Source organism: Buttiauxella gaviniae (assembly GCF_040786275.1).
Lineage (GTDB): Bacteria > Pseudomonadota > Gammaproteobacteria > Enterobacterales > Enterobacteriaceae > Buttiauxella > Buttiauxella gaviniae_A.
In genome coordinates this window covers 4,016,981-4,043,673 of record NZ_JBFMVT010000002.1, presented here as the reverse complement: position 1 = coordinate 4,043,673, position 26,693 = coordinate 4,016,981, and the positions used below count along the sequence as shown (strand labels likewise).

Here is a 26,693-nt window from a genome sequence, read left to right as displayed (position 1 = left end):
ATGGCAAACTGCCCCGATGAAACTGTTACTGATCGAAGATAATCTGAAAGCCAGCGCCTGGGTCCGTAAAGGGCTTGAAGAGGCGGGTTATATCGTGGATTACACCGCAGATGGGCGGGACGGCTTACATCTGGCGCTGTCCCATCCATACAGCCTGGTAATTCTGGATATTATGCTGCCGGGTATGGATGGGTGGCAGGTGTTGAAAACCCTGCGAACCGCCAGCAATACTCCCGTGATTTGCCTGACTGCCAGAGACTCCGTGGACGACCGGGTAAAAGGTCTGGAGCTGGGCGCGAATGATTACCTGGTAAAGCCGTTCTCATTTGCTGAACTTCTGGCAAGGGTAAGGAATCAGCTCCGTCAGCACCAGCCGCACAGCACCTCACTTCGCGTGGCCGACCTGGTGATGGACTCAACGCGCCTTCAGGTGACACGCGGCGGTGTTCCTGTGGCACTCACGCGCAAAGAGTTCATGCTTCTGTGGCTCCTCGCCAGCCGCCACGGTGAAATCCTGCCCCGAACGCTGCTTGCAAGCGAAATTTGGGGGATTAACTTCGACAGCGAAACGAACATTGTAGATGTCGCCATTCGCCGCCTGCGTCGTAAAGTTGACGACCCCTTTCCCCAAAAGCTCATTATCACCGTCAGAGGCATGGGCTATTGCCTGTCTGAAAAGGAGCCCGGCAGTGTATAGCCCTTCCCTGACTCTGCGACTGACAGTGATTTTCACGCTGATCGTGGCGATGGCCTGTGGGGGCATTAGCCTGATTCTTTATAACGCATTACGCAGCGAACTGGTGTGGCGCGACGATCAAACGCTGATCAACCGGGCCGCGCAGTTAAGGCAACTGCTTGCTGATGGCGCCCATCCGAGCTCTTTGCCGCTCTATTTCAATCGTATGGTCGATACCCACCAGGATATCCTCATCATCCGCTCGCAGTATGAGCAAAACGTCAGTATTAATCATACCGGCGCATCTTTACCCCCTCTCTCTCCTACGCCGGTAAACAGCCCGCCTAATGAGAAACAGTTGCACCGCTGGATCAACGCGGACGATACAGAAGCCTCGGCGTTAAGCCTTCAGGCAAACTCACAGGTAGGGCCGGTCACCATCACCCTGGCCCGCGTCGCTCGGGAGCGTGCGGTCATGCTGGAGCGCTATCGCCAGCAAAGCATTCTGGTTTCATTGGCCGCCATTTTGCTGTGTGCCGCACTCAGTCCGCTACTTATTCGCAGAGGGCTACGCGCCATTGGTCGGTTAAGTCAGATCGTGGCCGAAACCGGCAGCGACAGGCTAAATCATCCAGTGCCGCTCCAGCCATTACCGCCAGAGTTACTTCCTCTTGGAGAAGCCCTGAACACCATGCGCCAGCGCTTGTCGACCGACTTTATTCGTCTGACCCAGTTTGCCGACGATCTGGCCCATGAGATACGCACCCCCATCAATGTTTTGTTAGGCCAGAATCAGGTTGCACTGGGCCATGAACGTTCAGCCGCTGAATATCAGGCCCTGCTGGAAGGGAACATTGAAGAGCTGGAGGGGTTATCGCGACTGACTGAAAACATTCTCTTTCTTGCCCGCGCCACCCATTACAACATCAAGCTCAATGAAGAAACCTTTTCAATTCATGACGCCCTGGAAACTCTGATCGACTTCCTTGAACCGATGGCGGAAGAGAGGGAGAGGGTTATTGTGCTTAACGCCGAAGGAAACCTCACCGCAGATAAAATGCTTTTCCAGCGGGCCATGACTAACCTGCTGACAAATGCCATTCGTTATTCGCCAGGAGAGGGAGAAATCGCCGTCAGCACGGTTTCAGCGCGGGGAATACGTCACGATAGAGGTGTCGAACAAAGGTGACGCTCTTGCCGAGCCTGACAAACTGTTCGAGCGGTTCTGGCGTGGGGATAATGTCCGCCACACCGCTGGAAGCGGGCTGGGGCTTTCGCTTGTAAGCGCAATCGCCACATTACACGGCGGAAGCGCTTATTACCGGCACGAGAGCGGAAACAATATCTTTGGCCTTCGTCTGCTTATTAAACGTCTATAGCTGCTACGGCAACCGTCATCAAGAATAAAATTATTACGAAAAATATTATCCGATAATACTCTGTAATGATAATAAATCTGCAAAAATTAAAATCACCACTAAGTGAATAAATAGAAGAGATTTTATTATTCCCCACCGTTAATTTTTATCGATTAACGTCTCGTTTAATCAGAAAAATATCTTGTAAAAACATGGTTGTTCAAACTATAAATTTGACACCACCCCATAATAGACTAATTTTAAATCAGCCCGTAAATATGAGGAAGCCCAAATCATTGGCTTTTTCAAACTGTTATTCCATGAAAGAAAAAGTGCATTCTGGAGTTATTCCATGCAAATCAAAAGTATCGAAGATCTTTTTGTTCATCTTTTATCTGATACCTACAGTGCCGAAAAGCAATTATTGCGTGCATTACCGAAACTTTCTCGTGCCGCTGAAAATCCTAAGCTATCTGAAGCCTTCGCAAGCCACCTTGAAGAGACTCGCATCCAGGTCGAACGTATCGATCAGGTGGTGGAAAGTATTCCTGACCTGCGCCTCAAACGCATCAAATGCGTGGCAATGGAAGGGTTAGTTGAAGAGGGGCAGGAAATTATTGATGGCGTGGATAAAGGCGCTGTTCGTGATGCAGGGTTAATCGCTGCGGCTCAAAAAGTGGAGCACTACGAAATCGCCGCGTATGGCACCCTTTGCACCTTAGCCAAAATGCTGGGTTATCAGGAAGCCAAAACTTTGCTGGGTCAGACACTTGAGGAAGAGAAATCTGCTGACAGTAAATTATCGACCCTTGCCGAGTCGGGAATAAATCAGGACGCGAAGCAAAAAGGTTAAGTTTACCTATTTCTTCCTGTTGTCTGAATTTACAGTCTATTTTTGGCATACCACTGCGCCCTTGTTTCTCTCAACTATACTTATTTCTTCAACGACATTAAGGAGCTCAGTATGTTTGATAAGACAACCGATAAAGTTAACGAAGCAGCAGGCACCGCACGCGAATTGTATGGCAAGCATACCAACAGCCCCGATGAGCAATTTAAAGGTGCGGCGCGCAAATACGCCTCGCAGGCCAGTTACGCCGTGAAGGATGCTGCCGATAATGTAAGAGACCAGGTGTCAACTAACCCGCTGGCTGGGCTGGCGGTTGCCGCAGCGGTTGGCGTAGTGTTTGGTTATTTGCTTGGCCGTAAATAAATTTGGCTGTAAATAAATAATGTTCAGGGCTGTTAATAACAGCCCGTTAATTCCCCCGTATTTATCGCCCTTAACTTTGCCGCCCCTTTTCCCGATATTGTATCGGGGAAATTTGCAGGTGATTTTTAAAGAAGCGCGAATAAACCGAATGCGAAGAAAACCCCAGGCAGTCGCTTATTTCCTGAATAGAGAGTGTCGATTCCCTCAGCATTCGCATCGAAAGAGAAAGCTGCTTCTGATTGAGTAACTGCGTAAAGGTAACAGATTCCTGTTGCAGGCGACGGTTCAGCGTCCAACGGCTAATGCGCAGCTCCTGGCACACACGCTCCATTATAGAATTTGCATTAGACTCCCGCCCCGAAAGATAACTCTGCTCAATAAGCGCATTCACCGCCGCCGTTAGCGGAGGCTCGCTAAAAATCTGTTTTTTAAGCGCACTGATATGGTTCTTTTGTAAGCGGTTCAAAAGCAGATTAAACGACGCGCTCTCGCATTCCAGATAATGGTTATCCAGAATAATCGCGTCATGTTCCTGATGCAGCAAACAGGTTTTATTAAACATATCGTTGACCAGCGCCAGATGATGAATGGCGCTATCGGTTACGGATATTTGCATCTCCATGTGCGGAGCATAGCTTTTCAATATTCCCCCCAGTAACACCAGATTAAAAATGGCGGAAGGATTATTAACCGATTGTGGCGCACGGTTTTTATATCTGATTCTGGTTTGCGACTCCCCTTTCTCGATAAAAAGATCGTCACAATCGCCAATGAGAAATCGGTTTTCAGAAAAACTGCACAGAGCCGAGCCGAGGTTTTTTTCATTCAGGCATAACCCTATTAATTCGGGGAAAACAGCATGTGAATGTTCAACGCTATTACTGTAAACATATTCTGGAATACAACTGCCATAGACCGATTTATTCAGCCCACTTACTTTGCTCATTAATTGGTAATGGACGTTTTCGCTAATACGACCGTAGGGTTTTTCCATCTCATGGGTTGACAACCCTAAACTCCCCAGCAGGCCATTTGTGTCAATTCCCTTTTGACTCAAATCATTCAGAATATTCCTATATATTGAATTAGATACGCTTCGATTAAGCATGTGAAACCTTGCACAAGAATGGGCGTTAATATTGTTTTTGTAATGTTAATGTATTGTAGCATCCTGCATTATTTTGAGATACCACTCACAAAAAAACGCCCTGCTCCGAAGAGCACAGAAATAGCTTTCCATTGCAAAGTGAAGAGTGATTTACCTGGTTATTATTCCGCTGTTGTTGATTTGCTTACTTTTGAGATCCCTGAATTTATTCAGATAACACCCTACATATTTAAGGAAAATAACAGTGGAATCCTTAGCCATAAAAACAAAATTAAATACCCTGACCGTTTGCCTCACCCTGGCATTAGCCGGAATGCTTGCTGGTTGTCATGACGACGATGACGACGACCATCAGGAAGAATCCCCGCCTTCACAAGTCAAAGATGCGGCTTATTATCAAAAGATGGCTAAAGAAGCAGCCGCTAAAATGAGCATCGAAGAAAAACTGAATATGATCATGGGCCCGGGCATGAATATGGGTAATGGGGATGTTCAGATTACCAACCTTAAAAATGATGTCTCGGGCGTCGCCGGTTATATTAACGGCGTAAAAAGCGACAAACTGGATATTCCGGCAACAAAATTAGCCGATGGCCCTGCGGGTCTGCGCATAAATAGTACCCGCAGCGGCAGTTCAGAAACTTACTACGCCACCGCCTGGCCGATTGGCTCGCTGCTCGCTTCCTCCTGGGATACCCAATTAGTCGCCGAAGTGGGTAAAGCCATGGGCGAAGAAATTAAAGAATACGGCGTTGATTTTATTCTGGCACCGGGCATGAATATTCAGCGTAACCCGCTCAATGGCCGTAACTTTGAGTACTATTCCGAAGATCCACTGCTGAGTGGGAAAATTGCCGCCGCCATGGTAGACGGCGTTGAGTCCAACCAGGTGGGCACTACCATTAAGCACTTTGTGGCGAATAACTCAGAAACTAACCGTAACTCCATCGATACCCTCGTCTCCCCTCGCGCCATGCGCGAAATTTATCTGCGTGGTTTCCAGATTGCCGTAGAAGAATCCCAGCCATGGGCCGTCATGTCTTCCTATAACAAACTTAACGGCACCTACACCAACGAACGCCGCGATCTGCTGACCGATATTTTGCGTAACGAGTGGGATTTTAAAGGGCTGGTGATGTCCGACTGGTTTGCCGGTACGCCAAAATTAACCGCATGGAAACAGTTCAAAGCGGGGAATGATTTAATCGAGCCGGGCGGCGAAATGGAGGCTCTCAAAGCCTCTTACGACAAAGGGGATATCACCGAAGCGGACGTGACGGTCAACGTCGAACATATTCTTTCGCAAGTCTTCCAGTCCCCTTCATATAACAACTACGCTGCCAACAACAAGCCCGATCTCGAGCAGCACCGCGCCCTGGCACGCCAGGCAGCGGCGGAAAGTATGGTGCTGTTAAAAAATGACGGCCAGGCGCTGCCTTTAACCCCGCGCCTCAAACTGGCAAGTTTTGGCGTCAGCCAAATTGAAACCATCAAGGGCGGCACCGGCAGCGGCCAGGTGAACAACGAATCCACCATTATGCTGGCCGAAGGTCTGCAACAGCAGTACAGCGTCGATGAGTCGTTAACCGCCTTCTACCGCGACTATTACGCGCAAAATAAGGTCGAGCATCCGGGTTTTGTCTCCTCCATACCCAGCTACTTCACCTGTGAAGATCCGGCGGTGGATGTCAGCGTCATAGAGAGTGCGGCGCAAAATAACGATGCCGCGCTGATCACCATCGGCCGTATCGCAGGCGAAGGCGTGGATCGCACCAACACCCGTGGCGACTACCTGCTTACTGAAAACGAATTGAATCTGATTAAAAACGCGTCCGACGCATTCCATGCCGCAGGCAAGAAAGTGGTGGTGGTGCTGGATGTCTCCGCCATCGTCGACACCACAGAATGGGCAGATAAAGTCGATGCCATTTTGCTCTCCTACCTGCCAGGCCAGGAAGCCGGTCATGCAATTACCGATGTCCTCTCAGGCGCGGTTAACCCAGGCGGGAAACTGGCGCAAACCATTCCGCAATATTATGCCGACGTTCCTTCCGCCACGACCTTCCCAGGCAAAGATCTTAACGGTGACGGCACCCCGGATGAAATCGATTATAACGACGACATCTACGTGGGTTACCGCTACTACACCACCTTCAGCAAGCCGGTCGCATGGCCGTTCGGTTTCGGTCTTTCCTACACCACCTTCGCTTATGACGGCGCAACGGTTGAGTCCAACACCCTGAGCAACGGGGCAAAAGGCGCGGTCACGCTGAGCGTTTCGGTCACCAACACCGGGAGCGTTGCCGGGAAAGAAGCCGCCCAGGTCTATATCAGCGCACCTGAAGTGAAGCTGAAAAAACCTGCGTTAGAGCTGAAATCCTTCAGTAAAACGGACAGCCTGCAAGCGGGAGCCAACCAGAAGCTGACGTTCACCATTCCGGCTAAAACCCTGGCAAGTTTTGACCCGCAAAAAAACCAGTGGATCGTCGAACCCGGCACGTATAAAGCCTGGATCTCCCCGTCGTCAGACGTTGCGGGTCGCGATCCTGTGACCTTTAACGTGAGCGAAGAAATCGTGGTGAGCAACACCACGCCAGACGCGCTTGCCCTTCCGGCCGGTGTGAACCCCGCCGATTTTGTCACGGTGAGTCAGTAAGAAAACCGGGGCGAGCGCGTTCTCGCCCCGGCCAATAAGGCCATCCAGGGTGATAAGTAAACCGGTGTTCACGCGACGTTTTTCTCAGCCATTTTTCGTGCAGATAGTCTCGGGAGTATTGCTCTGCGGGCTCGGGTATCAGTTAGCCGTCCTGACCTGGCGACTCGGTGAAATGGTGTTTCCGCAAGCACAAGCGCCTGTTTTGGCAAGCAAAAAGCCGCCTGCAATGCAGCCTACTCAAATCAGCTTTAACACGCTCTTTCCCGGCCAGCCGGAAAAGCAATCGCCTGCGGCCACGCTCTCGTCTCTAAAAGTGCGGTTAGCCGCCGTAATAGTCAGCAGTACACCAGAAGACTCGCTGGTGATTATTGAGCAGGCAGGCCATCAAAATAGTTATGGCATTCAGGATGTTATCGACGGCACCCAGGCAAGTATCACAGCGATTCAGGACGACCACGTGGAAGTGCTCAACGCAGGAAAACAGGAGATCCTCAGGCTCTATGACGACGCCGCACCGGGTACACCTGCCGGGCGTCAACAACGCCTGAAAGAGCCCAAAAAATTACTGGAACAGGTGGCGATTACCCCGGTGAACAAAGCTGGTGTGATACAGGGGTACCGTCTTAATCCCGGCAAAGAGGCCACGCTATTCCAGCAAAGTGGCTTACAGCCCAATGATTTAGCCATCGCCATTAACGGCTTTGACCTGCGCGCTCCGCAGGAAGCGGCAAAGTTCATGGCACAGCTTAGTGAGTTAACCCAGTTGGATATCACCGTCCTACGTGATGACGCTGAGAAAAACATTTTTATCGATTTAGCGGAGTAAGGTTGGGTATGTCATTACAAATAAAAAGAATTGCCCTGAGCCTCACTCTTCTGGCGGGGCTTTTGCCCGCCGCATGGGGAGCCACTTATAGCGCCAGTTTCAAAAGCACCGACATCCAGGAATTTATCAACATCGTCAGCAAAAACCTGCACAAGACGATCATTATCGACCCCGCCGTGCGCGGCGTGGTGAATGTCCGCAGCTATGACGCCCTGAACGACGAGCAATATTATCAGTTCTTCCTGAGCGTGCTGGATGTGTACGGGTTTGCCGTGGTGCCAGGGGCAAGCGGCATCTTAAAAGTGGTGAAATCCGCCAACGCCAAAACCGCCGCTATTCCGCTGGCGGATGATTACCACGCCGGAACCGGGGACGAAGTGGTGACCCGCGTGATTCCAGTGGCAAACGTGGATGTGAAAGAGCTTGCCCCGCTGTTGCGCCAGCTTAACGACAACGCCGGAGCCGGAAACGTGGTGCACTACGAATCGGCGAATGTTTTGCTGGTTACCGGACGCGCGGCGGTGGTCAATCGCCTGGCTGAAATCGTCCGTCGAGTGGACTCCGCCGGAAACCAGCAATCTGACATCATTAAACTGAAATACGCCTCATCGCGCGAGATGGGGCTAATCCTCAACGGCTTAAATAAAAACGACCGCAACGGCAAAGGCGGCGGCCTTGCGCCCAACGTGGTTGCCGATGAGCGCACCAACAGCGTGGTGATTTCAGGGAGCGCCCAGTCCCGCCAGCGGTTAATCACCATCGCCCGCCAGCTTGACCGTGAAGAGCAAAACCAGGGCAATACCCGCGTCTTTTACCTCAAATATGCCCAGGCCAAAAACCTGGTTTCTGTTCTGAGCGGAACCAGCGCCACCACCGCCCCCGCTCAGAGCAAAGGTGAAACGGCACCCGCGAGCGCCGGAGCCAGCAGCACAACGTTTAATGGCAAAGAGGTGAGTATTGTTGCGGATGAGCAGACGAACTCTCTGGTCATCACCACCCAGCCCGATGCCATGCAGGCGCTGGAGCAGATCATTAACCGGCTTGATATTCGCCGTGCCCAGGTCTTGATTGAGGCGGTGATCGTCGAAATGCAGGATGGCGACGCCCTGAACTTCGGCGTGCAGTGGTTTAACCAAAACGGCGGTGCCACGCAATTTACCAGTACCGGTTTGCCAATAAGCGCCGTGGTTGCCGCCGAAAACAGAAAAAACGGCTCCAGCAGCGCGGCGCTGCTCAGCAGTTTTAACGGCATTGCCGCCGGGTTTTATAACGGCGACTGGGGCGGGCTGGTGACGGCGCTTGCCAATAACAATCGCAGCAATATTCTCGCCACGCCGAGCATCGTCACGCTAGATAACAAAGAGGCGGCAATCAACGTCGGCCAGGAGGTGCCGGTCATCACCGGCAGCCAGGCCAGCACCACCGGCAGCGTGTATAACACCGTCGAGCGTAAAACCGTCGGCACCAAACTGAAAGTCGTCCCACAGATCAACGACGGCGAAAGCGTGCTGCTCAATATCGAGCAGGAAGTCTCCAGCGTCGCCTCGGCAAGCTCCGTCGACTCTTCCTCTGCCGGAAGCGATCTCGGTGCAACCTTTAACACCCGAACCATCAATAACGCGGTGATGGTCAGGAGCGGCGAAACGGTGGTGCTCGGCGGCCTGCTGAATAACCAGACCACCGAAAGCGTCAGTAAAGTACCGATCCTCGGTGATATTCCCCTGCTCGGGTACCTCTTTCGCTACAACAGCACCAGTACCAGCAAACAGAATCTGATGGTGTTTATCCATCCGGTGATTCTGCGCGATGGGGCAAGTTACAACGGCGTTTCCAATGAGAAGTATCGCCAGTTCCGGGATGAGCAAAAATCTGACCGCCTGAATCGCGATGCGCTGGCCCTTCCTACGCCCGATCTTACACTGCCCGCCACCCCTGGGGCGCGGCCGCGCGGAGGATTCTTCAATGAATGATGAGCGAAAGCAGCAAAAGCTACCGTTCAGTTTTGCCCGCGACCACGGCGTGCTGGTGCAGTGGCATGAAAGCTCGCCGGTGCTGGTTCATCGCGGGGAACTCAGGCCGCAAATCTTGCTGGAAATACGCCGCGTTCTGCGCCAGTCGTTCGCAGTCCAGACGCTGGACGACGCGCAGTTTGCGCAGCAGTTAACAAAAGAATATCAACGCGACGCCAGCGAAGCGCAGCAGTTGATGGAAGATCTGGGCAACGAAGTGAGCTTTACCGATCTCGCAGGCCAGCTTCCGGGCCAGGAAGACCTGCTGGATATGGAAGATGACGCCCCGATTATTCGGCTGATCAACGCCATGTTGGGCGAAGCGATAAAACTCGGCGCATCTGATATTCATATTGAAACCTATGAATCACGCCTCGCTATTCGCTTTCGCATTGATGGCGTTTTACGGGAAGTGCTTCAGCCGCAGCGCCAGTTGGCAGCGGTGTTTATCTCGCGCATTAAGATCATGGCGCGTCTCGATATTGCGGAAAAACGCATTCCCCAGGATGGGCGCATTAGCTTGCGCATTGGCGGGCGAGCCGTTGATGTGCGCGTTTCCACGCTCCCTTCCAGCCACGGCGAGCGCGTGGTGCTGCGCCTGCTGGATAAAAACACCGTGCGTCTTGCGCTCTCCCATCTCGGGATGTCCGCCGAATTACAGCAGACGATGGCAGACCTGGTACGTAAACCGTACGGCATTATCCTGGTCACCGGCCCGACGGGTTCAGGCAAATCCACCACGCTGTATGCCGCGCTATCAGAGATTAACAGCCACGAGCGCAACATTCTGACGGTCGAAGATCCTATCGAATACGATTTGGACGGCATCGGCCAGACGCAGGTGAACAACAAAGTTGATATGACATTTGCGCGCGGGCTACGCGCCATTTTACGGCAAGATCCGGATGTGGTGATGATCGGTGAAATCCGCGATACCGAGACGGCAAAGATAGCCGTTCAGGCCTCCCTGACCGGCCATCTGGTTTTCTCCACGCTGCACACCAACAGCGCCATCGGGGCCATTGCCCGTTTGCGGGATATGGGCGTGGAGCCCTTCTTGCTCGCCTCCTCCCTGACGGCGGTGCTGGCGCAGCGCCTGGTGCGCACCCTCTGCCCGCACTGTAAAACCGCCCAGACGATAGACGAACACCAGCGCCAACGCTACGCGTTTCCAGCCAACGTTTCGCAGCTCTGGCATCCCGTCGGCTGCGAAAAATGCAACCACACGGGCTATCGGGGGCGCACCTCGCTCCACGAACTGGTGGTGGTTGATGAAGCCGTTCGCAAAGCCCTCACTCAGGATGCCAGTGAAGATGACCTGGAAAACCTTATCCGCACCACCACACCCGCGCTGCGGGCTGACGGCCTGGCAAAAGTGCAGCAAGGCGTTACCTCCCTCGAAGAGGTATTACGCGTGAGTCGGGAGGCGTAACGATGGCAGATTTTCGCTGGCAGGCGCTGGACGTTAACGGCAAATCAAAACAGGGTTCGATGGAGGCCGACTCGGTGCGTCACGCCCGGCAACAGTTACGCGAACGGCAATTACTCCCGGTAAAAATTCACGAAGCGAACGCATCAGCGAGTCCCCGGCAGCGCTTTTTGCCTCGCCGAAAACCGGGGATGCGCGTGAGTGAACTCACGCTTTTTACCCGCCAGCTCGCCACGCTTTTAGCCTCCGGTATTCCTCTGGAAGAGGCCTTAAATGTGGTTTCGCAGCAGACGGAAAAAGCGCGGCTGCAGAGTGTGATCAACAGCGTGCGCAGCCGGGTGCTGGAAGGTCAGACCCTGGCAAAAAGCATGGCGGAAAGCCCTGCTGCGTTCGACGAGCTTTACTGCGCGATGGTGGCGGCGGGTGAAAAATCCTCCCATCTCGATGACGTTTTGATGCGGCTTGCCCACTACACCGAGCAACGCCAGCAGATGCGAAACAAATTGCGCCAGGCGATGGTTTACCCGCTGGTGCTGACCGTTGTGGCGGTAAGCGTTATCGCTATTTTGTTGGTCACCGTGGTGCCGAACGTCGTGGAACAGTTCGTCCATATGAAGCAAGCGCTGCCGCTCAGTACGCGCATGCTGATGGGGTGCAGCGAACTGCTCCAACGTTACGGCGTCACCTTTTTAGGGCTGGCAACCGCTGCGGGGTTTTACTGGAAACACTGGCTAAAAACCCCAGCCAACCGCCTGCGCTACCACAATTTGCTGCTGCGTTTACCGGTGACAGGCCGCCTTAGCCGCGCCACCAATACCGCCCGTTTCGCCAGCACGCTGAGCATCCTCAACGCCAGCACCGTCCCGCTGCTGGACGCCATGCAAATTAGCGGTGAAGTTCTGCAAAACGCCGAAGCCCGCCTGCGAATCACGCTCGCCCAACAACGCGTGCGGGAAGGTAGCACCCTGCGCGGGGCATTAACGCAGACGCGCCTTTTCCCGCCGATGATGTTGCACATGATTGCCTCCGGCGAGCGCAGCGGCACCCTGGACAGCATGCTCGCGCGGGCGGCAGACAACCAGGATAACGCACTGCAACAGGAGATGACGCTGGCGCTGAGTCTTTTCGAACCGCTGCTGGTGGTCAGCATGGCAAGCGTGGTGCTGTTTATCGTGCTGGCCATTCTCGAGCCCATTCTTCAACTCAACAACATGATCAGTCATTAAAAAAGGAGCCGTTATGGTTAAGCGTCAGCAGCAGGGTTTTACCCTGCTGGAAATTATGGTGGTGATCGTCATCCTGGGCATTCTTGCCAGTATTGTCGTGCCCAACCTGATGGGGAATAAAAATCAGGCCGACCGGCAAAAAGCGGTCACCGATATTGTCGCCCTCGAAAATGCGCTGGATATGTACACCCTCGATAACGGGCGCTACCCCACCAGCGAACAGGGTTTAGATGCGCTTCTGACCAAACCTGAAGCCGCACCGGAACCGAAAAACTACAAACAAAACGGCTACATCAAACGCCTTCCCGAAGATCCGTGGCAGAACGCCTATCAACTGGTGAGCCCAGGCGAGCACGGCTCCATCGATATTTTCTCTTCCGGCCCCGACGGGCAAGCCGGTAACGATGACGATATTGGCAACTGGGATTTGAACGGAGCCAAAGGGTAATGATTCAGGCCAACGGCAACGGCGGTTTTACCCTCATCGAAATGATGCTGGTGGTGGTGATTATCGCGGCGACATCAAGCCTGGTGGTAATGGCGTTGCCGTCGAACTCATCCCAGAAACAGGCCCGTGAGCGCCTTGCCGCCCTTGCCGATGCGATTCCCGTTCAGCGCATGGAAGCGATGGCTCAGGGGGCGCTGTTTGGCCTGCGGATTAACGCGCACGGGTACCAGTTTATGGTACGGGATCCGGCCCAGTCTCACGGCTGGAAGGCCCTCTCAGCAAGCGAGCCTACTTTTGTAGAGGGCATCACCTTCCAACTGACGCAGCAGGATTTGCTGCTGGATGATTCACCGTCGGCGGAGCAGGAAGGCAAACCGCAATTGCTGTTATTTCCCGGCGGCGAAGTCACCCCGTTCGAGCTAACCGCGTTTGACCAAAAGCAGGCGCTGGCAACGTTAAGCGTAACGGAATCAGGCGAAACACGGCTGGTTGATAGTACTTCGGAGGCACCATGAATCAACGCGGCATGACGCTTCTGGAAGTGATGGTGGCGATGGTTATTTTTGCCGGAGCAAGCCTTGCGTTAATGAACAGCCTCGGCAGCCAGATCATGGCGCTGCAATCCATGGAGGAGAGCGTGTTTGGGAGCTGGGTCGCAGAAAATCAGATGGTTGATCTTCGTCTGGCGGGCGGCTGGCCTGCCCTTGAGAAAGTCTCCGGCAAAGGGCAACTCGCCGGGCGCACCTGGTATTGGCAGCGGCAAGGGGAAACCACCCGCGACCCGCTGTTACGCGCCGTGGAAATCCAGGTGAGAAGCCAGCCGAATAATGACCCGCGCATTCATCTGCGCAGCTATTTCTTCCACCAGCCATGAGGGGCAAACAGCGCGGTTTTACTCTGCTCGAAGTGCTGGTCGCCCTGGTGATTTTTGCCCTGTTAAGCCTGACCGCGCAGGCCGTATTTCAGGGGGTGATACGCAATAACGCCATCACCAAAGAGAAAATCTCGCGCCTGACCGAGCTCAGTTTTGCCATGCAGCAACTGGAAAATGATTTTGTGCAGGCCTTTCCGCGCACCGTTCGCGAGGCAATGGAACCCGGTCATAGCGTGTTTAACGCCGCCGACGGCTTGCTCAAAAGCACGGGCGATGGCGTGACGTTTACCCGTACCGGTTGGTTTAACCCCGATGCCCGCCTGCGCCGCAGCGAGCTGCAAAAACTGGGCTGGCGGTTACAGGGTTCAACGCTGGAACGGCTGACCTGGCGCTACCCGGACAACGTGCCGAATACCGCGCCCACCAGCACCGTCATGCTGAGATCAGTCAAGCAGTTTCGCCTGCGCTATTACCAGAACGGGCGCTGGCTTACACAGTGGACGGCGGGTGGTGCGCTTCCCGAAGCGGTAGAAGTCACGCTGGATTTACCGGATTACGGCCCCGTGACGCGCCGATTTTTACTGGCCGCGAGCGGGAGTTCACGATGAAAAACCAACGAGGAATGGCTTTGCTTGTCGTCTTACTTTTACTCTCTGCCATGACGCTGCTCGCCTCGCAAATGACGGTGCGCTACCGGCAAATGTGGCAGCGCAGCCATACGCTTTTGACCCAGCTACAGATGCGCGAGTATTTACTGGGCGGGGAGGCTTTTGCCGCCCGCGTGCTGTATCAGGATTCAATTGATAGCCCGCAGATCACCTCCCGCGCGCAGTACTGGGCCTCTCAGCAAACCGTCTGGCCAATCGACGAGGTTTCATTGCGGGCGGAAATTCGCGACGAGCAGGCCTGCTTTAATCTCAATAGCCTGCAAAACCGTGACGCGAAAAACCCGGACATTCTGGCGCAGTATTATGAAAACGTTTTTGTCTCCCTCCTGGAGGGGCTTGAAGTCGATAACCTGCGCGCCAGGCAACTGACCGCCGCCGTTGAAGACTGGCTGGATGCGAATCGGGATGCGCAAATCTTGGGCGCGGAAGACAACGAATACATGGCGCTGAACCCGCCGTATCTGCCCGCCAACCAGCCAATGCAGCACCTTAGCGAATTACGCGCCGTTAAAGGCATAGACGGCGCGCTGTATCAGGCTCTGCGGCCTTTGATTTGCGTTCTGCCCGAGCGCACTCTGGCGGTGAATATCAATACGCTTTTAGACCACCAGGCCCCGTTATTGTCGGCGCTGTTTCTCAATACCCTGCCCGTTCAAACCGCCCGCGACCTTATCAAACACCGCCCGGCGCAAGGGTTCAAAACCGTAGATGAATTTTTAGCGTTCGCGCCAGGCGCAAATGAGCATCTTGCCGGGGCAGAGCTCACCCGCTCGCTCACGGTGAACAGCGACTATTTCGCCTCATCCATCACCATCGAAAACCAGCCGAGCCAGTTAACCAGCCATTTTTATCGCACCAGCGCCAGAAAAGTGGTGGTGCGAAGCCGTGAAACGGGAATGACACCATGAGTGAAACCTTACTAATCCGCGCGGCAAGCCATGCGCACCAGCCCGTCTACTGGTGGCTTTTTTCCCGGGATGACCAGCTACTGTTTTCCGGCGAACTCCCCAATGCGGCAAGCCTCGCAGACCTGCAACAATATGCGACTGGCAACGCGGTCATTGCTCTGGTTCCGGCCTGCGATGTGGTGCTGCGGGCGGTTAAATTGCCCGGCAGGCTGACCCGTAAAACCAGGCATGCGCTGCCCTTTTTGCTTGAAGATGAACTCGTTGAAGACCCCACGCGCCTGCACGTTGCGGTGCTCGCGCATGAAGCGCCCACCGTTCACCTGGCCGCGGTAGAACATGCGGTTATTCAGGAGTGGCTGCGCGGGTTCGACGCTGCAGGATTAAGCCTCACCCGCATGCTGCCGGACGTTCTGGCGCTGCCCCTGTGTGACGGAGGGTACCGCTGGAGCCTGGGCGAACAGCAGTTGATCCGTGAATCGCGCTGGCAGGGCTTAGTGCTGGAAGAGGCGTTAATAGCGTGCCTGCCCGCTGAAAAAAGGCTGCATGGGCAGACTCAGGAACACCCCTTCCCGCTGCGGGTTTCGCATCTTCCCCCGGTCAGCCTGTTGCAAGGTGACTATCGGCCTAAACGCCATAGCGTAAATGACCTGGGGCTGTGGCGCATGCCGGTTTATTTGCTCGCAGCCTGCCTTGCGCTCTTTCTGGTCATCAGCGGGCTGGATAAGGTTATGTTAAGCCGCGAAGAGTCCCGGCTTCAGGCGCAAATGGCGGGGATCTATCACCAGACGTTCCCCGGCAGCAAACGCGTGAGCGACCCGTGGTTTGCCTTTAAGCGGAAAATGGAGGCGCGTAACGGCCATTTTATCCCGTTAGCGCGGGCGCTTGATGCCGCGCTCCCCGCCGCCGTTCAGGTCAAAGCGTTGCAGTTTGATGCCTCAGAGCAGGCGCTCCAGGCACAGTTATCCCAGGCTTCCGCCGGGGCGTTAAAAGCGATGGAGCAGCGTTTGCCGCCAGATGTTCACCTTCGCGTCATTGACGCGGCAAACGTCACGCTCAGCTATAAACCCGGACGCCAGAAAGCGGCTCGTGAACTGTTGCCCCGAATCGACCAAATGAAACAGCACCTCGCCCAGATGCAGCGGCAGGCCGCGCAGCAACCGGCGATTTCCGCGCAAAACAGTGAGATTTCTGACGTCATTGCCCGCACTCGCGAAAAGGCCAGCCTGCCCGCCTCGACGTTAACCCCGCAAGGCAAAGCCATTGAACTTAAAGATACCGCGCCGCTGCGTTTTATCGCCCTGGCAAACTGGCTGCAAACCCTTGAGTTTCAATACGGGATTATCGCGGACCAGGTACAACTGACGGACAAAGGCCAGGGCAACGTAGAAGTTAAACGTCTGCTGCTCTCGAGGCCTAACCGCTCATGAAACCACGGTATCTCCTCTTCCCCCTGCTGCTCAGCTATCTCATCGCATTGATAGGGTTGATGCCTGCCCGCTTTGTCATTGAATGGCTACCGTTGCCTGCGGGCGTCGGTTTAGGCGGCGTCAGCGGCACGCTCTGGCGGGGCCAGGCGCAAACATTGCGCTGGGATAACCAGCAGATTGGCCCGTTTAGCTGGACATGGCGCGGACTCGCTTTGCTGGAAGGAAGCATTGCCGCGCAGATTTGCCTCGCCGACCCGCGCGGTATCCAGGGGGCAGGCACCATTGGCTGGAACGGCGAGTGGAATATTGATGACGCCACGCTGAAGTTACCTGCCGCCGTTTTGCAAAATGCGCTGCCGCTCACCCTGCAATTGGCCGGAGAGATTGACGCCCGACTGGTACATCTGCGTTTTACCCCGAACCACTGCCTTGAATCACAAGCCTTTCTTCGCTGGAAAAACGGCGGTGTGACGGATAACGCGCAGGCGCTTAACACCGGCGATGTGCGGCTGCGGCTTAGATGCGTTAGCACGCGATGGCTCGCAGACATCACGCAGTCCTCGCCGGAATTTAACAGCACCGGGCAACTCTCGTTAAAGGGGTTCAAAGCGTATCGCCTGCAGGGCGAGATAACACCCGGCCCCACATTCCCCCCAGCGCTATTAATGCTGATGACGCAAAGCAAGGGGAGCGATGCGCCAGGGCGATACACATTCGACACATCAGGGCGTTGGTAAGCGCCGGTAAAAGGAACCTCAACATGTATCAGGATTTTTTTGCACTCAGCGCGGCACCGTTTACGCTCTCGCCCGACCCGGATTATCTCTATCTCAGCCCTTCGCATCGTGAAGCGTTGAACCACGTGCATCGCACCATGGATTCCGGCGGGTTTATGACGCTTATCGGCTCGCCCGGCACCGGGAAAACGACGCTTGCGCGTTATGTTTGCCTGCATGCGGGCGTGGAAATGGAAACCGCGTATCTGATTGCGCCGCTAACGTCGCACACCACGCTGATGGAGCACATTTGCCATGCGTTTCACCTGCCCGCTGAAATGCAACTGGAGACATTTTTACGGCACACCCATCGGGCGAAAAAGCATGCCGTTCTGCTGATTGACGAGGCGCAGCATCTCGCGCTGCCCCAGCTTGAAGCCCTGTGCGCTCTGACCAACATTGAAACCAACGACCGCAAACTGCTGTCGATTATTTTGATTGGCCAGCCCGCGTTGACTGAACATCTGCGTGACGCCCGTTTGAATCAGGTGCGCCAGCGTGTGACGGCGAGCTTTTTCCTGGCCCCACTATGCGAAGAAGAAGTTGATGCCGCGGTGCGTTTTCGCCTGCAAAAATCAGGCTGCCTGCACCCTATTTTTTCGCGCGGAGCCATCAGCGTTATCACGCGCACAAGCCAGGGGATCCCGCGCATTATCAATCGTATGTGCGAGCAAATGCTGGTGGACGCCGCCCTGGCGCGTCGCTGGCGGGTGAGTTCTTCTCAGGCGGCAGACGCGGCGCACAAGGTTTCTGGGCGAGTCGATATGGGGGGCGTATCCGGTGTTTTCACCTTCGCCGTGGTCTGCATGGTGGTGTTTGCCACAGGCTGGTTGGGCTGGAAGCAATGGGGTTGGCTTCCGGCACCGGAGGTCAAAACCGTGAAGGTGCCGGTCAGCGTTGCTCCCGATCCGCAGGCACAAAAACTGTTCGACGGCTCCGTGAACAAAGCCCGCAACCCAAACGATGCGTTTTCGCTGCTGCTCGCAACATGGGGATATGACAGCGCGGACGATGCCGCTCCATGCGAGGCGTTATCCCCCGCAGGGCTGCGCTGTTTCAGAAGTTTTGAGTCGCTCAATGAGGTCATCGCGCTCAATTACCCAGCGGTAATACAACTGAAAGATAAAACGCTGGGCCACTGGTTTGCGGTACTCAGCCACGTGGCGGAGGGCAAAGCCTCGCTGCTTTTTGATAATCAGGAGTGGGAAGTGTCGCTCGACTGGCTGAATCAGCGTTTCCAGAAAGACGCCACGCTCATCTGGCGCTTGCCGGATAGCGGCGCAACCCGCGTGACCCACCGTAGCCCTGCGGAAGATATTCAGTGGGTTTCATCCCGACTTACCACGGCGTTAAAAACCCCGGTTAGCGATAAAAACTCAAAAATTCAGGCGGGCATTCTCGCGTTTCAGAAGCAACAGCGTCTGCCCGCAGACGGCATCGCCGGGGAGCAAACCTTAATTCGCCTGAGCAATCAGCCGGACCAAAACATTCCGACGCTTGATGGCGCGATCCCCGCTCGCGAGCAGGCCACCCGCCATTCTTCGCAGCAGGAGACACCATGAATTTGTCGATCGAGCTTAAACCGCAGGCGCGTATGTCCGCCAGAATGTGCCTGATCTTAACCTGGTCTGCGGGCTTAACCCTGGCAGCACTTTCCGGGGCAGCGTCCTGTTACGGCTGGCATAGCTTGCATAATCCGCCGACGGTTCAGCGCGTCGAAGTGGTGCATCATGCGCCGCAAAACTGGCGCAATATTCGCCAACATCTGACGTTTGCCACCCAGCCGCTACCCGTTATTGAGGAGGAGATCGCCGAAGAAGAGCCGCCAGAACCGGAAGCCGCCGCCCCTGAAGCTGCTGAGGAAAAACCGGTAAATAGCGATGATTTTTCCGGCATAGAACAATTACCTGAAAACACGCGCCACCGTCTGCCCGCGATTAAATACAGCGCGCATATATATTCCAGCGAGCCGGGAAAAAGCGTTATCAACCTTAATGGGCGCGATTACCACGAAGGCGAGGATATTGGCAGCGGCGTTACGCTTGTGACCATCGAACCTAACGACAGCCTGTTTTCGTTCGAGGGCGAAACTTTCCGCGCGGCCGCGCTTTCGGACTGGTGAAGCAAATGCTGTTAACCGAGCTGGCTTATTCGCACCCCGCCGTCTGGCTTGCGCTGTTAGGCGTTACCGGGTTATTAATCGGCAGTTTTTTGAATGTCGTGATCTGGCGACTGCCAAAAATGCTTGCCGAAAAATGGCGGGAAGAAGCCCGACAGACGCTGGATATTCCCCATATCCCCGGGAAAATATATAACCTTTGCTGGCCCCCTTCGGCATGTTGCGCCTGCCAGCAGCCCATCTTGCGCCGTGATTTAGTCCCGGTACTTAGCTGGTGCCTGTTGCGCGGCAAAAGCCGCTGCTGCCAGCAATCCATTTCATTGCGTTACCCGCTGGTGGAACTGACCTGCGGATTATTATTTGTTCTCGCAGGGTTACTTTGGCCGCCGGGAATAAACCTTGCTGCAGGCTTATTGTTTATCGCATTTTTGTTGGCGCTGGCGGTTATTGACGCGCAAACCATGCTGTTACCCGATGTGCTGACGCTGCCGTTAATCTGGATAGGTTTAGTGGTCAATTTTGACGGCGCATTTGTGCCATTACAGAGCGCGGTCATCGGGGCAATTTGCGGGTATCTCTCCTTTGCGCTGCTGGCGTTTATCTTCTCGCAGTTGACCGGCAAAGCCGCGCTGGGCGGTGGCGATGCCAAATTACTGGCAGCGCTTGGCGCCTGGTTGGGCTGGGAGATACTGCCGGAGCTGGTGACATTTGCCGCCGTTGGGGGCTTAGTTGGCGCGGGTGCTATGCATTTGTTTTACCGCCAAAAGCTAAACCAACCGGTCGCCTTTGGCCCGTGGCTGATTTTATCTGGGGGGTATTTTCTTTATCTGGCGGCCTGAGTTAAGGCGAACGATGGAGGGATAAGTAAGCGTCTGATCTGTTTTAGCAGAGCAGACCGCTTACCTTTCTGAAAATACTACTTATCGGTTTTATTTCCCCATGTACCGCGAACGTAATTCACCAGGTTATCCTTCTCTTCTTTAGACATCACGTCTTTATACGCGGGCATTTTCCAGGAAATATTGCCCTGCGTTTGCGGCGTTTCCGCTCCCTGATTAATTATCGAAATCAGCGAGGCAGGATCTTTGGCCGTAATAATTGAGTTATTGACTAAAGAAGGCACGGTGAAATCTTTGCCCTTACCGTCATCCCCATGACAGGTCGAACAGTACATGGAATAAAGCGTTTTCCCATCCGTTGGGGAATACCTCACGGCTCCGTCGCTGGAGACCGGTGTGACATTCTTAGGGTTAAAACTCAGCAGGTACGAGGAAATCGCCTCCAGATCGCCATCGGTTAAATATTGCGTGCTCTGGGTAATCACCTCGCTCATTGGCCCGGATATGGCGCCGTGCTGGCTTCTTCCCATTCGCAGCAGGTCTTTTAACTCTTCTGGCGGCATCGAGAGATTTCGCAACGATGGCGCATACCAGCCGTCGATCATGGCTCCGCTCAGGAAAAGGTCGCTTGAGCCGTCATAGGCTTTTTCCTGCATCGTCACGCCTCGCGGCGTATGGCAGGCCCCGCAGTGGCCCGGCCCTTCAACTAAATAAGCCCCGCGAGCGAGCAGAGTAGCATCAGGTTTTTTGGCGCTGGTTTCGCCTGTTTTAACTTCGCCTGTTTTAACTTCACCGGCTTTCGCTTCATCAACGAATAACCAGTTCCAGATATGCAGCGGCCAGCGGGCGGAAAGCAGCCACGGAATCTCATTGCGCGGGTTTTTCACATTAGAAGCAGGCACCTCTTTCATGAAATAATCATAGAGATCGTCAATATCTTTGTCGGTCATTTTGGCGTAGGACGGATACGGCATCGCGGGGTACAGCGGATGCCCGTCTTTCGCAATCCCCTGCCTGACGGCCTTTTCAAAATCTTGCCGGGTGTAATCGCCAATCCCGCTGGTTTTGTCCGGCGTAATATTGGTGGCGTAAATATCCCCGACGGGCGTTGAGAACTTTTTCCCACCCGCCATCGGTTGCCCGCCCACTGCCGTGTGGCAGGCCGCACAATCCGACACTTTTGCCATATATTCGCCCGCCGACTGCGCAGCGGCATTCCCGGTAAAAAGCAAACATCCCATCGCCATAACAATCTGTTTCATGTTCGCTCATCCCATCGCTTTAAGTTCGTTGACCGCACGCCACGCCTGGTCAATCGCCGTGTGGGCGTAGGCATCCCAGTCTGAATCGGAGTTAGCGATGGCGATTCGGCCAATCGGCTTACGCGCCCGCTCAACGATTTCCGGCATTTTGTCCATATCATCGAACAGAGCGCTGGCGTAATACGCGTAGCCGTGCGCCCAGCGGTTTACGGTGATGGCGGTAATATCGCGCTCGTGGTCAAAGCCGGTTTGCCCGAGCATCTCCTGAAGCTGCGAGCGGATCATGTTTTCGTGCGTCTCGAAAGGGGTGCCGAGCAAATAGGCGCGACCCTGGCGGAACTGTTCGCGGGCGCTGAGTTTGCTGCCAGGGTAAGTCGGGACATAAACCATATGCAGGCACATGGGCTGATCCGCCGCCTGCGAATGCTGATAACTCCCCAGACTGACCGGGTAATCGAGTTTGACGCGGCTGTACGGTGCGGCGGGGGAATAGAATTCGTGAATGCCAAGCTGGGTAAACGCCTGCCAGTTTTTGACGACCACATTGGTGTAAACCAGCGGCGCTTTCACATTCAGGCGCAGATCCGCTTTCTGCTGCTCCGGCGTTTCCGGCACCAGATACGGGATCATCATGTTGTACCCCGCCATCACTGCCTTTCGCCCCTTAATACGGTGCGCTTTCCCGTCATTGATGTACGTCACTACCACGCCGTCATCGGTATTCGCGGCATTAATAACGATACTGTTGAGGCGAATGCGCGTGGTGTTGTCCTGGCGATCGAGCTTTTCATAATTAAGCCGCGAGGTGATGGAATCTTCCATCGTGGTGCCGGGTAAGGCTTCCGGAATCAAATGCCTGACAATCAACCGCGCAAGTCCGGCATTGCCGTCAGGGAGATGGTAAACGTAAGGTTCTTCGAGATCCGCGAGGGCTTCTTCATCAAGCGGCGGTAATTCCATCGCCTCCATGCCCGGCAGCGCGCAGGTTCTGGCATCGCTGCAGCTCACACCTTCGATACCAATGGCAAAAAAGTCATTGGTACGCTGCTGGAAATACATCACCGCCATTTTGCTCAGGCCCACTTTTTCCACCAGAAAATCCCGGTAGCTGTGGGTGTCCATCCACTCGGTTTTCTCCTCAACCGACATCCCTTTCAGGTAATCCACCGGCTTAACGTATAAATCGAGAATAGCTTTGCGGTCGCTTTCGCTTAATGGGAAATCATTGATAAATGCTTCAAGACTACGGCCATTAAGTCTGTCTGGGGGAATATCATCGGCTACCGCCCGCCCCGGATCGCCGCCAACAATTTTGGTTTCGCCAAAATTCTTTTTGTCGAAAAATACCCCGCGGCTGAGATTAAGATCCGGGTAGAAATTAACGTCAAAACTTTTCTTCATTCGGGTGACGCTGACGCCCACCGTCGACATCAGGCCATTAACTACCGGGCTGAAATTTCGCGTTGGCGACTGGAAAGCCTCGCTCCCGCCGTAGCCAATAATCTTTTTGCCAGCGGCTTTAAATTCATTTCGTTTAGCGTGCCCGCCAAAGTCGTCATGATTATCGAGAACCAGCACTTTGCTATTTTTACCCGCCAGATCGTGCCAGAAACTGGCGGCGGATAATCCGCTAAGACCGCCGCCGACGATGACAAGATCATATTCTTCTTCAACAGGAAGATGCTCAGTACTGAATTTTTCATGATCGCGACCAATCGCATGGGCCATTTCAAAAGAGCCCGGATGGTTTCCACGCAGCCCGGTCAACTGGGGAGGATAATACTCCTCACCCATCATTGCGCTGGCTTTACCCGACGCTTTTGCAAGGTCGAGAGGTGTCAGCCCTGCGGCAATCGTAATGGCAACGCCGTTGAGAAAATCACGTCTGGTAATCGACATATAAAACCTTATCTGGTGCTGATTATTTAGCCTGGGGTTTTAACTCTTCGTCTAATTTCTTAGAGTCGTAATAATCCCCCTGCCAGGTAATTTTCCCATTATTGACGGTGATATAACTGACGCCTTCAAATTTGATGGGGTTATTCGTTGCCGGAGCCCCAGCCCATTCGCCGCTATTTTTTCCGCTAAATTCCCAGCGAAAAGCAATGGTGTCGTGGTCATAAACCGGTTTGCTGGTCATTTTCCAGGTAAGGTCGGGAACGGCTTTAATAAAGGCGCCGATGACATCTTTCTCAGCATTGTTTTTACCTTTAACCGGCGTACCGGCTGCCGCATCGTAATACACTACATCGTTTGCCAGATATTGCGCCGCTTTGGCGGAATCATGGGCATTCCATGCGGACATATAATCTTTCACCACGGTTAACGGTGAAACGTCTGCCAGCGCTAAATGAGAGAAGAGCGCAAGGGAGAGTGCCGCGACTTTAATGGTTTTCATTTCATCACCTTATTATTTTATTCGGAGATATCGCACATAATATGTTTCACACGCGTGTATTCATCCAGCGAGTAGGATGACAAATCCTTCCCGTAGCCAGATTTTTTGAAGCCGCCGTGGGGCATTTCAGCGCAAAGTGGAATGTGGTTGTTGATCCATACGGTGCCAAAATCCAGGCGAATGCTAAAACGCTGGGCGCGACCGTGGTTGCTGGTCCAGATACTGGCGGCCAGGCCATATTCCACGTCATTTGCTTTATCGAGCGCCTCTTCTTCAGAACTGAATTTCTGCACCGTCATTACCGGGCCAAAGACTTCGTGCTGAATAGCCTCGTCGCGCTGTTCAAGCCCGGAAATAATCGTCGGTTCAAAATAGAAACCTGGGCCCGCGCCGGGTTTGCCGCCGGTTTCAATTTTGGCGTGCGACGGCAGGCGGCTAATAAAGCCTTTTACCTGCTCAAGCTGATTACGGCTATTCAACGCGCCATATAACGCCTCTTTGTCGTCCGGCGTGCCAAATTTAATTTCGCGGGTTTTGCTGACCAGTTGCTCAAGGAATGGCTCATAAATTGAGTCTTCAATCAGAATGCGCGTCGCGGAGGTACAGTCTTGCCCGGCGTTAAAGAACCCGGCGGTAGTGATGGTGTCGACCGCTTTAGCTATGTCCGCATCCGCAAACACAATAACCGGCGCTTTGCCGCCCAGTTCCAGGTGCGCTTTGGTGAGGTTTGCCGCCGCAGACGCCGCCACCTGTAACCCTGCGCGTACCGAACCGGTAATAGAAACCAGCGAGGCTTCCGGGCTTGAAACCACCAGCGAGCCCGTTTCAGCTTTACCAAGCACCACGTTAAACGCCCCCTGCGGGAAGATTGGCGCGGCGAGTTCGGCAAGAATCAAGGTGCTGATTGGCGTCGTGTCACTCGGTTTAAGCACCACCGTATTTCCGGCGGCCAGTGCTGGCGCAATTTTCCACACCGCCATCATAAACGGGTAGTTCCACGGCGTGACCTGCCCGACGATCCCCAGAGGTTCACGGCGAATCGTCGAGGTTAAACCGGCGGAATATTCATAGGACGCTTTGCCTTCCAGACATCGGGCGGCTCCGGCAAAAAAACGCAGCGCATCGCAGGATGCGGCAATTTCTTCCTTTTCGATGAAGTGACGTAGCTGGCCTGTTTCTTCGCTTTGCGCTTCGGTCAGCCTGTCCATGTTGCGCTCGATTTCATCGGCCAGTTTTAGCAGCGCACGCTGTCGTTGGGCGGGCGTGGAGTGTTTCCAGATGGCGAATGCGCTTTTAGCGGCAGTGTAAGCCTGATCAACTTCCGCAGGCCCGGCGCTCGGTGACAGCGCGTACGTCTCGCCATTGACCGGACTCACGAGGTCGAAGAGATTCTCCTCTGCCCCTGAAACATACTGCCCATTGATAAAATGTTTGAGGATTTTCATTGTGCTCTCCGGTCGTTTAAACATAAATTATATTATGTAATATGTTTAATAAAGATTAAATTCAACAACAATATGATAACAATATGATATACATCCCACTTCGAATGGATTTTTTGCTATGCAATTAGCAGCCGATAATCACGCTGTTTAAAGCACGCCAGATGGGCACTAAATGTTGCGGCGGACGAGGTCGAATAGTTAAGGCTTCCTTCATTAAAAAGGGGTTGTATGCTATGTTTAGACGTTCATTTAAAGGATTGTTTCATCAAGGAATATTATGATTACTCATGCGGTGATATTCGCGCCAATCGGTCAAGCCAGCCGTTCCGATCAAATCGTTCAGCGGCTTTCCAACGCCATTATTACTGGCTTGCTTGAGGCAAACGAACAACTGCCTAATGAAGCGGATCTTGCAAAAATGATGGGCGTTTCGCACATCACGATTCGGGAAGCGCTGAATACGCTGCGCGCCAATAATCTCATCCACACGGTGCGTGGGCGTAACGGCGGAAGTTTTGTCTGCGAACAAGCGTGGGAATTCAGTAATACTCTTAATCCTTTCAAAACATTAAGCACCGATTACCTTTCCGACCTGGGCGAAATGCATTGCGCAATTATTAGCCACAGCGCACGCCTTGCATCACGCAGGATGACCAACGCGGATATTACCCGCCTGCGCGAATTTGTTGAGGTGCTTAATTCCGCCACCTCTCCTGAGGCGCGAACCCAGGCGGATATGCGCTGTTTACTCGCCATTGCGGCGTGTTCTCAGTCGGCTCGCCTTGCTAATCAGGAGCTGATTTTGCAATCCGAGTGGTCATCTCTGGTGGCGATTCCATTCCGTTCAGAAAATATACACCGTGAGATTGTTGAGCTGTATAGCAGCTTAATAGATACGCTTGCGTCACATAATGAATCGGTGTCCGTTAAAATGGCTAAGGATTTAATCGACACCTTCACCTTCTATCTGATAGAAAATAAATTGAAGTACAGTGCAAACTGATAAACCCTAAAAACCAGGTGTAATT

The 26,693-nt window shown here is 53.9% G+C and carries 24 protein-coding genes and 1 pseudogene; 20 read left to right on the top strand and 5 right to left on the bottom strand.

Going from position 1 to position 26,693, the window contains the following annotated elements:
• The first annotated feature begins 16 nt into the window (after positions 1–16).
• From hprR to AB1E22_RS19210, 4 genes and pseudogenes are all read left to right on the top strand, one after another.
• Positions 17–697, top strand: coding sequence for a response regulator transcription factor HprR (hprR, locus tag AB1E22_RS19225; protein ID WP_367596821.1), 681 nt, complete (start codon positions 17–19; stop codon positions 695–697).
• Positions 690–2,055: pseudogene (locus AB1E22_RS19220) on the top strand (heavy metal sensor histidine kinase). The gene hprR and the pseudogene AB1E22_RS19220 overlap by 8 nt, the downstream one beginning before the upstream one ends.
• Positions 2,056–2,386: 331 nt before the next feature.
• Positions 2,387–2,887, top strand: a complete 501-nt coding sequence (locus tag AB1E22_RS19215; protein ID WP_367596820.1) for a YciE/YciF ferroxidase family protein — start codon at positions 2,387–2,389, stop codon at positions 2,885–2,887.
• Positions 2,888–2,998: 111 nt separating this feature from the next.
• On the top strand, positions 2,999–3,247 hold the full coding sequence (locus tag AB1E22_RS19210) for a CsbD family protein (RefSeq protein WP_367596819.1): 249 nt from the start codon (positions 2,999–3,001) through the stop codon (positions 3,245–3,247).
• A 70-nt stretch (positions 3,248–3,317) separates the two neighbouring features.
• On the opposite strand, the gene AB1E22_RS19205 is transcribed toward AB1E22_RS19210, so the two are convergent.
• Positions 3,318–4,256 (bottom strand): helix-turn-helix transcriptional regulator, encoded by a 939-nt coding sequence (locus tag AB1E22_RS19205; protein ID WP_367596818.1) that lies wholly within the window; start codon positions 4,254–4,256, stop codon positions 3,318–3,320.
• 343 nt (positions 4,257–4,599) lie between these two features.
• On the opposite strand from AB1E22_RS19205, the gene AB1E22_RS19200 reads away from it, so the two are divergent.
• The 15 genes from AB1E22_RS19200 to AB1E22_RS19130 all read left to right on the top strand — a co-directional run bounded on the left by AB1E22_RS19200 (position 4,600) and on the right by AB1E22_RS19130 (position 20,560).
• Positions 4,600–7,011, top strand: a complete 2,412-nt coding sequence (locus tag AB1E22_RS19200; protein ID WP_367596817.1) for a beta-glucosidase — start codon at positions 4,600–4,602, stop codon at positions 7,009–7,011.
• Between the two features lie 97 nt (positions 7,012–7,108).
• Positions 7,109–7,837 (top strand): type II secretion system protein GspC, encoded by a 729-nt coding sequence (gene gspC / locus AB1E22_RS19195; RefSeq protein ID WP_367596816.1) that lies wholly within the window; start codon positions 7,109–7,111, stop codon positions 7,835–7,837.
• 8 nt (positions 7,838–7,845) lie between these two features.
• On the top strand, positions 7,846–9,807 hold the full coding sequence (gspD, locus tag AB1E22_RS19190; protein ID WP_367596815.1) for a type II secretion system secretin GspD: 1,962 nt from the start codon (positions 7,846–7,848) through the stop codon (positions 9,805–9,807).
• Complete coding sequence (gspE, locus tag AB1E22_RS19185) at positions 9,800–11,278, top strand: type II secretion system ATPase GspE (RefSeq protein ID WP_367596814.1); 1,479 nt, start codon at positions 9,800–9,802, stop codon at positions 11,276–11,278. The genes gspD and gspE overlap by 8 nt, the downstream gene beginning before the upstream one ends.
• A 2-nt stretch (positions 11,279–11,280) precedes the next feature.
• Positions 11,281–12,501 (top strand): type II secretion system inner membrane protein GspF, encoded by a 1,221-nt coding sequence (gene gspF, locus AB1E22_RS19180; protein ID WP_367596813.1) that lies wholly within the window; start codon positions 11,281–11,283, stop codon positions 12,499–12,501.
• Between the two features lie 13 nt (positions 12,502–12,514).
• The gene (gspG, locus tag AB1E22_RS19175) at positions 12,515–12,949 is read left to right on the top strand and encodes a type II secretion system major pseudopilin GspG (RefSeq protein WP_367596812.1); all 435 of its coding nucleotides are present in this window, start codon (positions 12,515–12,517) and stop codon (positions 12,947–12,949) included.
• Positions 12,949–13,464 (top strand): type II secretion system minor pseudopilin GspH, encoded by a 516-nt coding sequence (gene gspH, locus AB1E22_RS19170; protein ID WP_367596811.1) that lies wholly within the window; start codon positions 12,949–12,951, stop codon positions 13,462–13,464. Before gspG ends, gspH begins: the two co-directional genes overlap by 1 nt.
• Positions 13,461–13,823: a type II secretion system minor pseudopilin GspI gene (gene gspI, locus AB1E22_RS19165; protein ID WP_367596810.1), complete on the top strand. Its 363-nt coding sequence runs from the start codon at positions 13,461–13,463 to the stop codon at positions 13,821–13,823. Before gspH ends, gspI begins: the two co-directional genes overlap by 4 nt.
• Positions 13,820–14,431 carry a type II secretion system minor pseudopilin GspJ gene (gspJ, locus tag AB1E22_RS19160; RefSeq protein ID WP_367596809.1) on the top strand — a complete coding sequence of 204 codons (612 nt, stop codon included), beginning with the start codon at positions 13,820–13,822 and terminating at the stop codon, positions 14,429–14,431. The genes gspI and gspJ overlap by 4 nt, the downstream gene beginning before the upstream one ends.
• Entirely contained in the window at positions 14,428–15,399 is a 972-nt protein-coding gene (gspK, locus tag AB1E22_RS19155) for a type II secretion system minor pseudopilin GspK (RefSeq protein WP_367596808.1), read from the top strand. Before gspJ ends, gspK begins: the two co-directional genes overlap by 4 nt.
• On the top strand, positions 15,396–16,826 hold the full coding sequence (gspL, locus tag AB1E22_RS19150) for a type II secretion system protein GspL (RefSeq protein WP_367596807.1): 1,431 nt from the start codon (positions 15,396–15,398) through the stop codon (positions 16,824–16,826). The genes gspK and gspL overlap by 4 nt, the downstream gene beginning before the upstream one ends.
• Positions 16,823–17,563, top strand: coding sequence for a type II secretion system protein N (locus tag AB1E22_RS19145; protein ID WP_367596806.1), 741 nt, complete (start codon positions 16,823–16,825; stop codon positions 17,561–17,563). The genes gspL and AB1E22_RS19145 overlap by 4 nt, the downstream gene beginning before the upstream one ends.
• A 23-nt stretch (positions 17,564–17,586) precedes the next feature.
• Positions 17,587–19,164: an AAA family ATPase gene (locus tag AB1E22_RS19140; protein WP_367596805.1), complete on the top strand. Its 1,578-nt coding sequence runs from the start codon at positions 17,587–17,589 to the stop codon at positions 19,162–19,164.
• A complete protein-coding gene (locus AB1E22_RS19135; protein WP_367596804.1) occupies positions 19,161–19,724 on the top strand; it encodes a general secretion pathway protein GspB in 564 nt (187 codons plus the stop codon). The genes AB1E22_RS19140 and AB1E22_RS19135 overlap by 4 nt, the downstream gene beginning before the upstream one ends.
• Before the next feature lie 5 nt (positions 19,725–19,729).
• Positions 19,730–20,560, top strand: a complete 831-nt coding sequence (locus AB1E22_RS19130; RefSeq protein WP_367596803.1) for a prepilin peptidase — start codon at positions 19,730–19,732, stop codon at positions 20,558–20,560.
• Positions 20,561–20,637: 77 nt separating this feature from the next.
• Here the strand turns inward: AB1E22_RS19130 and AB1E22_RS19125 are convergent, their stop codons facing one another.
• The 4 genes from AB1E22_RS19125 to AB1E22_RS19110 are packed head-to-tail and all read right to left on the bottom strand — an operon-like array spanning position 20,638 to position 25,665.
• Positions 20,638–21,822: a cytochrome c gene (locus AB1E22_RS19125; protein WP_367596802.1), complete on the bottom strand. Its 1,185-nt coding sequence runs from the start codon at positions 21,820–21,822 to the stop codon at positions 20,638–20,640.
• A gap of 6 nt (positions 21,823–21,828) precedes the next feature.
• A complete protein-coding gene (locus AB1E22_RS19120) occupies positions 21,829–23,721 on the bottom strand; it encodes an NAD(P)/FAD-dependent oxidoreductase (protein ID WP_367596801.1) in 1,893 nt (630 codons plus the stop codon).
• 22 nt (positions 23,722–23,743) lie between these two features.
• Entirely contained in the window at positions 23,744–24,220 is a 477-nt protein-coding gene (locus AB1E22_RS19115) for an ester cyclase (RefSeq protein ID WP_367596800.1), read from the bottom strand.
• Positions 24,221–24,237: 17 nt separating this feature from the next.
• The gene (locus tag AB1E22_RS19110; RefSeq protein WP_367596799.1) at positions 24,238–25,665 is read right to left on the bottom strand and encodes a gamma-aminobutyraldehyde dehydrogenase; all 1,428 of its coding nucleotides are present in this window, start codon (positions 25,663–25,665) and stop codon (positions 24,238–24,240) included.
• 277 nt (positions 25,666–25,942) lie between these two features.
• On the opposite strand from AB1E22_RS19110, the gene AB1E22_RS19105 reads away from it, so the two are divergent.
• A complete protein-coding gene (locus tag AB1E22_RS19105; RefSeq protein ID WP_367596798.1) occupies positions 25,943–26,668 on the top strand; it encodes a FadR/GntR family transcriptional regulator in 726 nt (241 codons plus the stop codon).
• Positions 26,669–26,693: the final 25 nt, after the last annotated feature.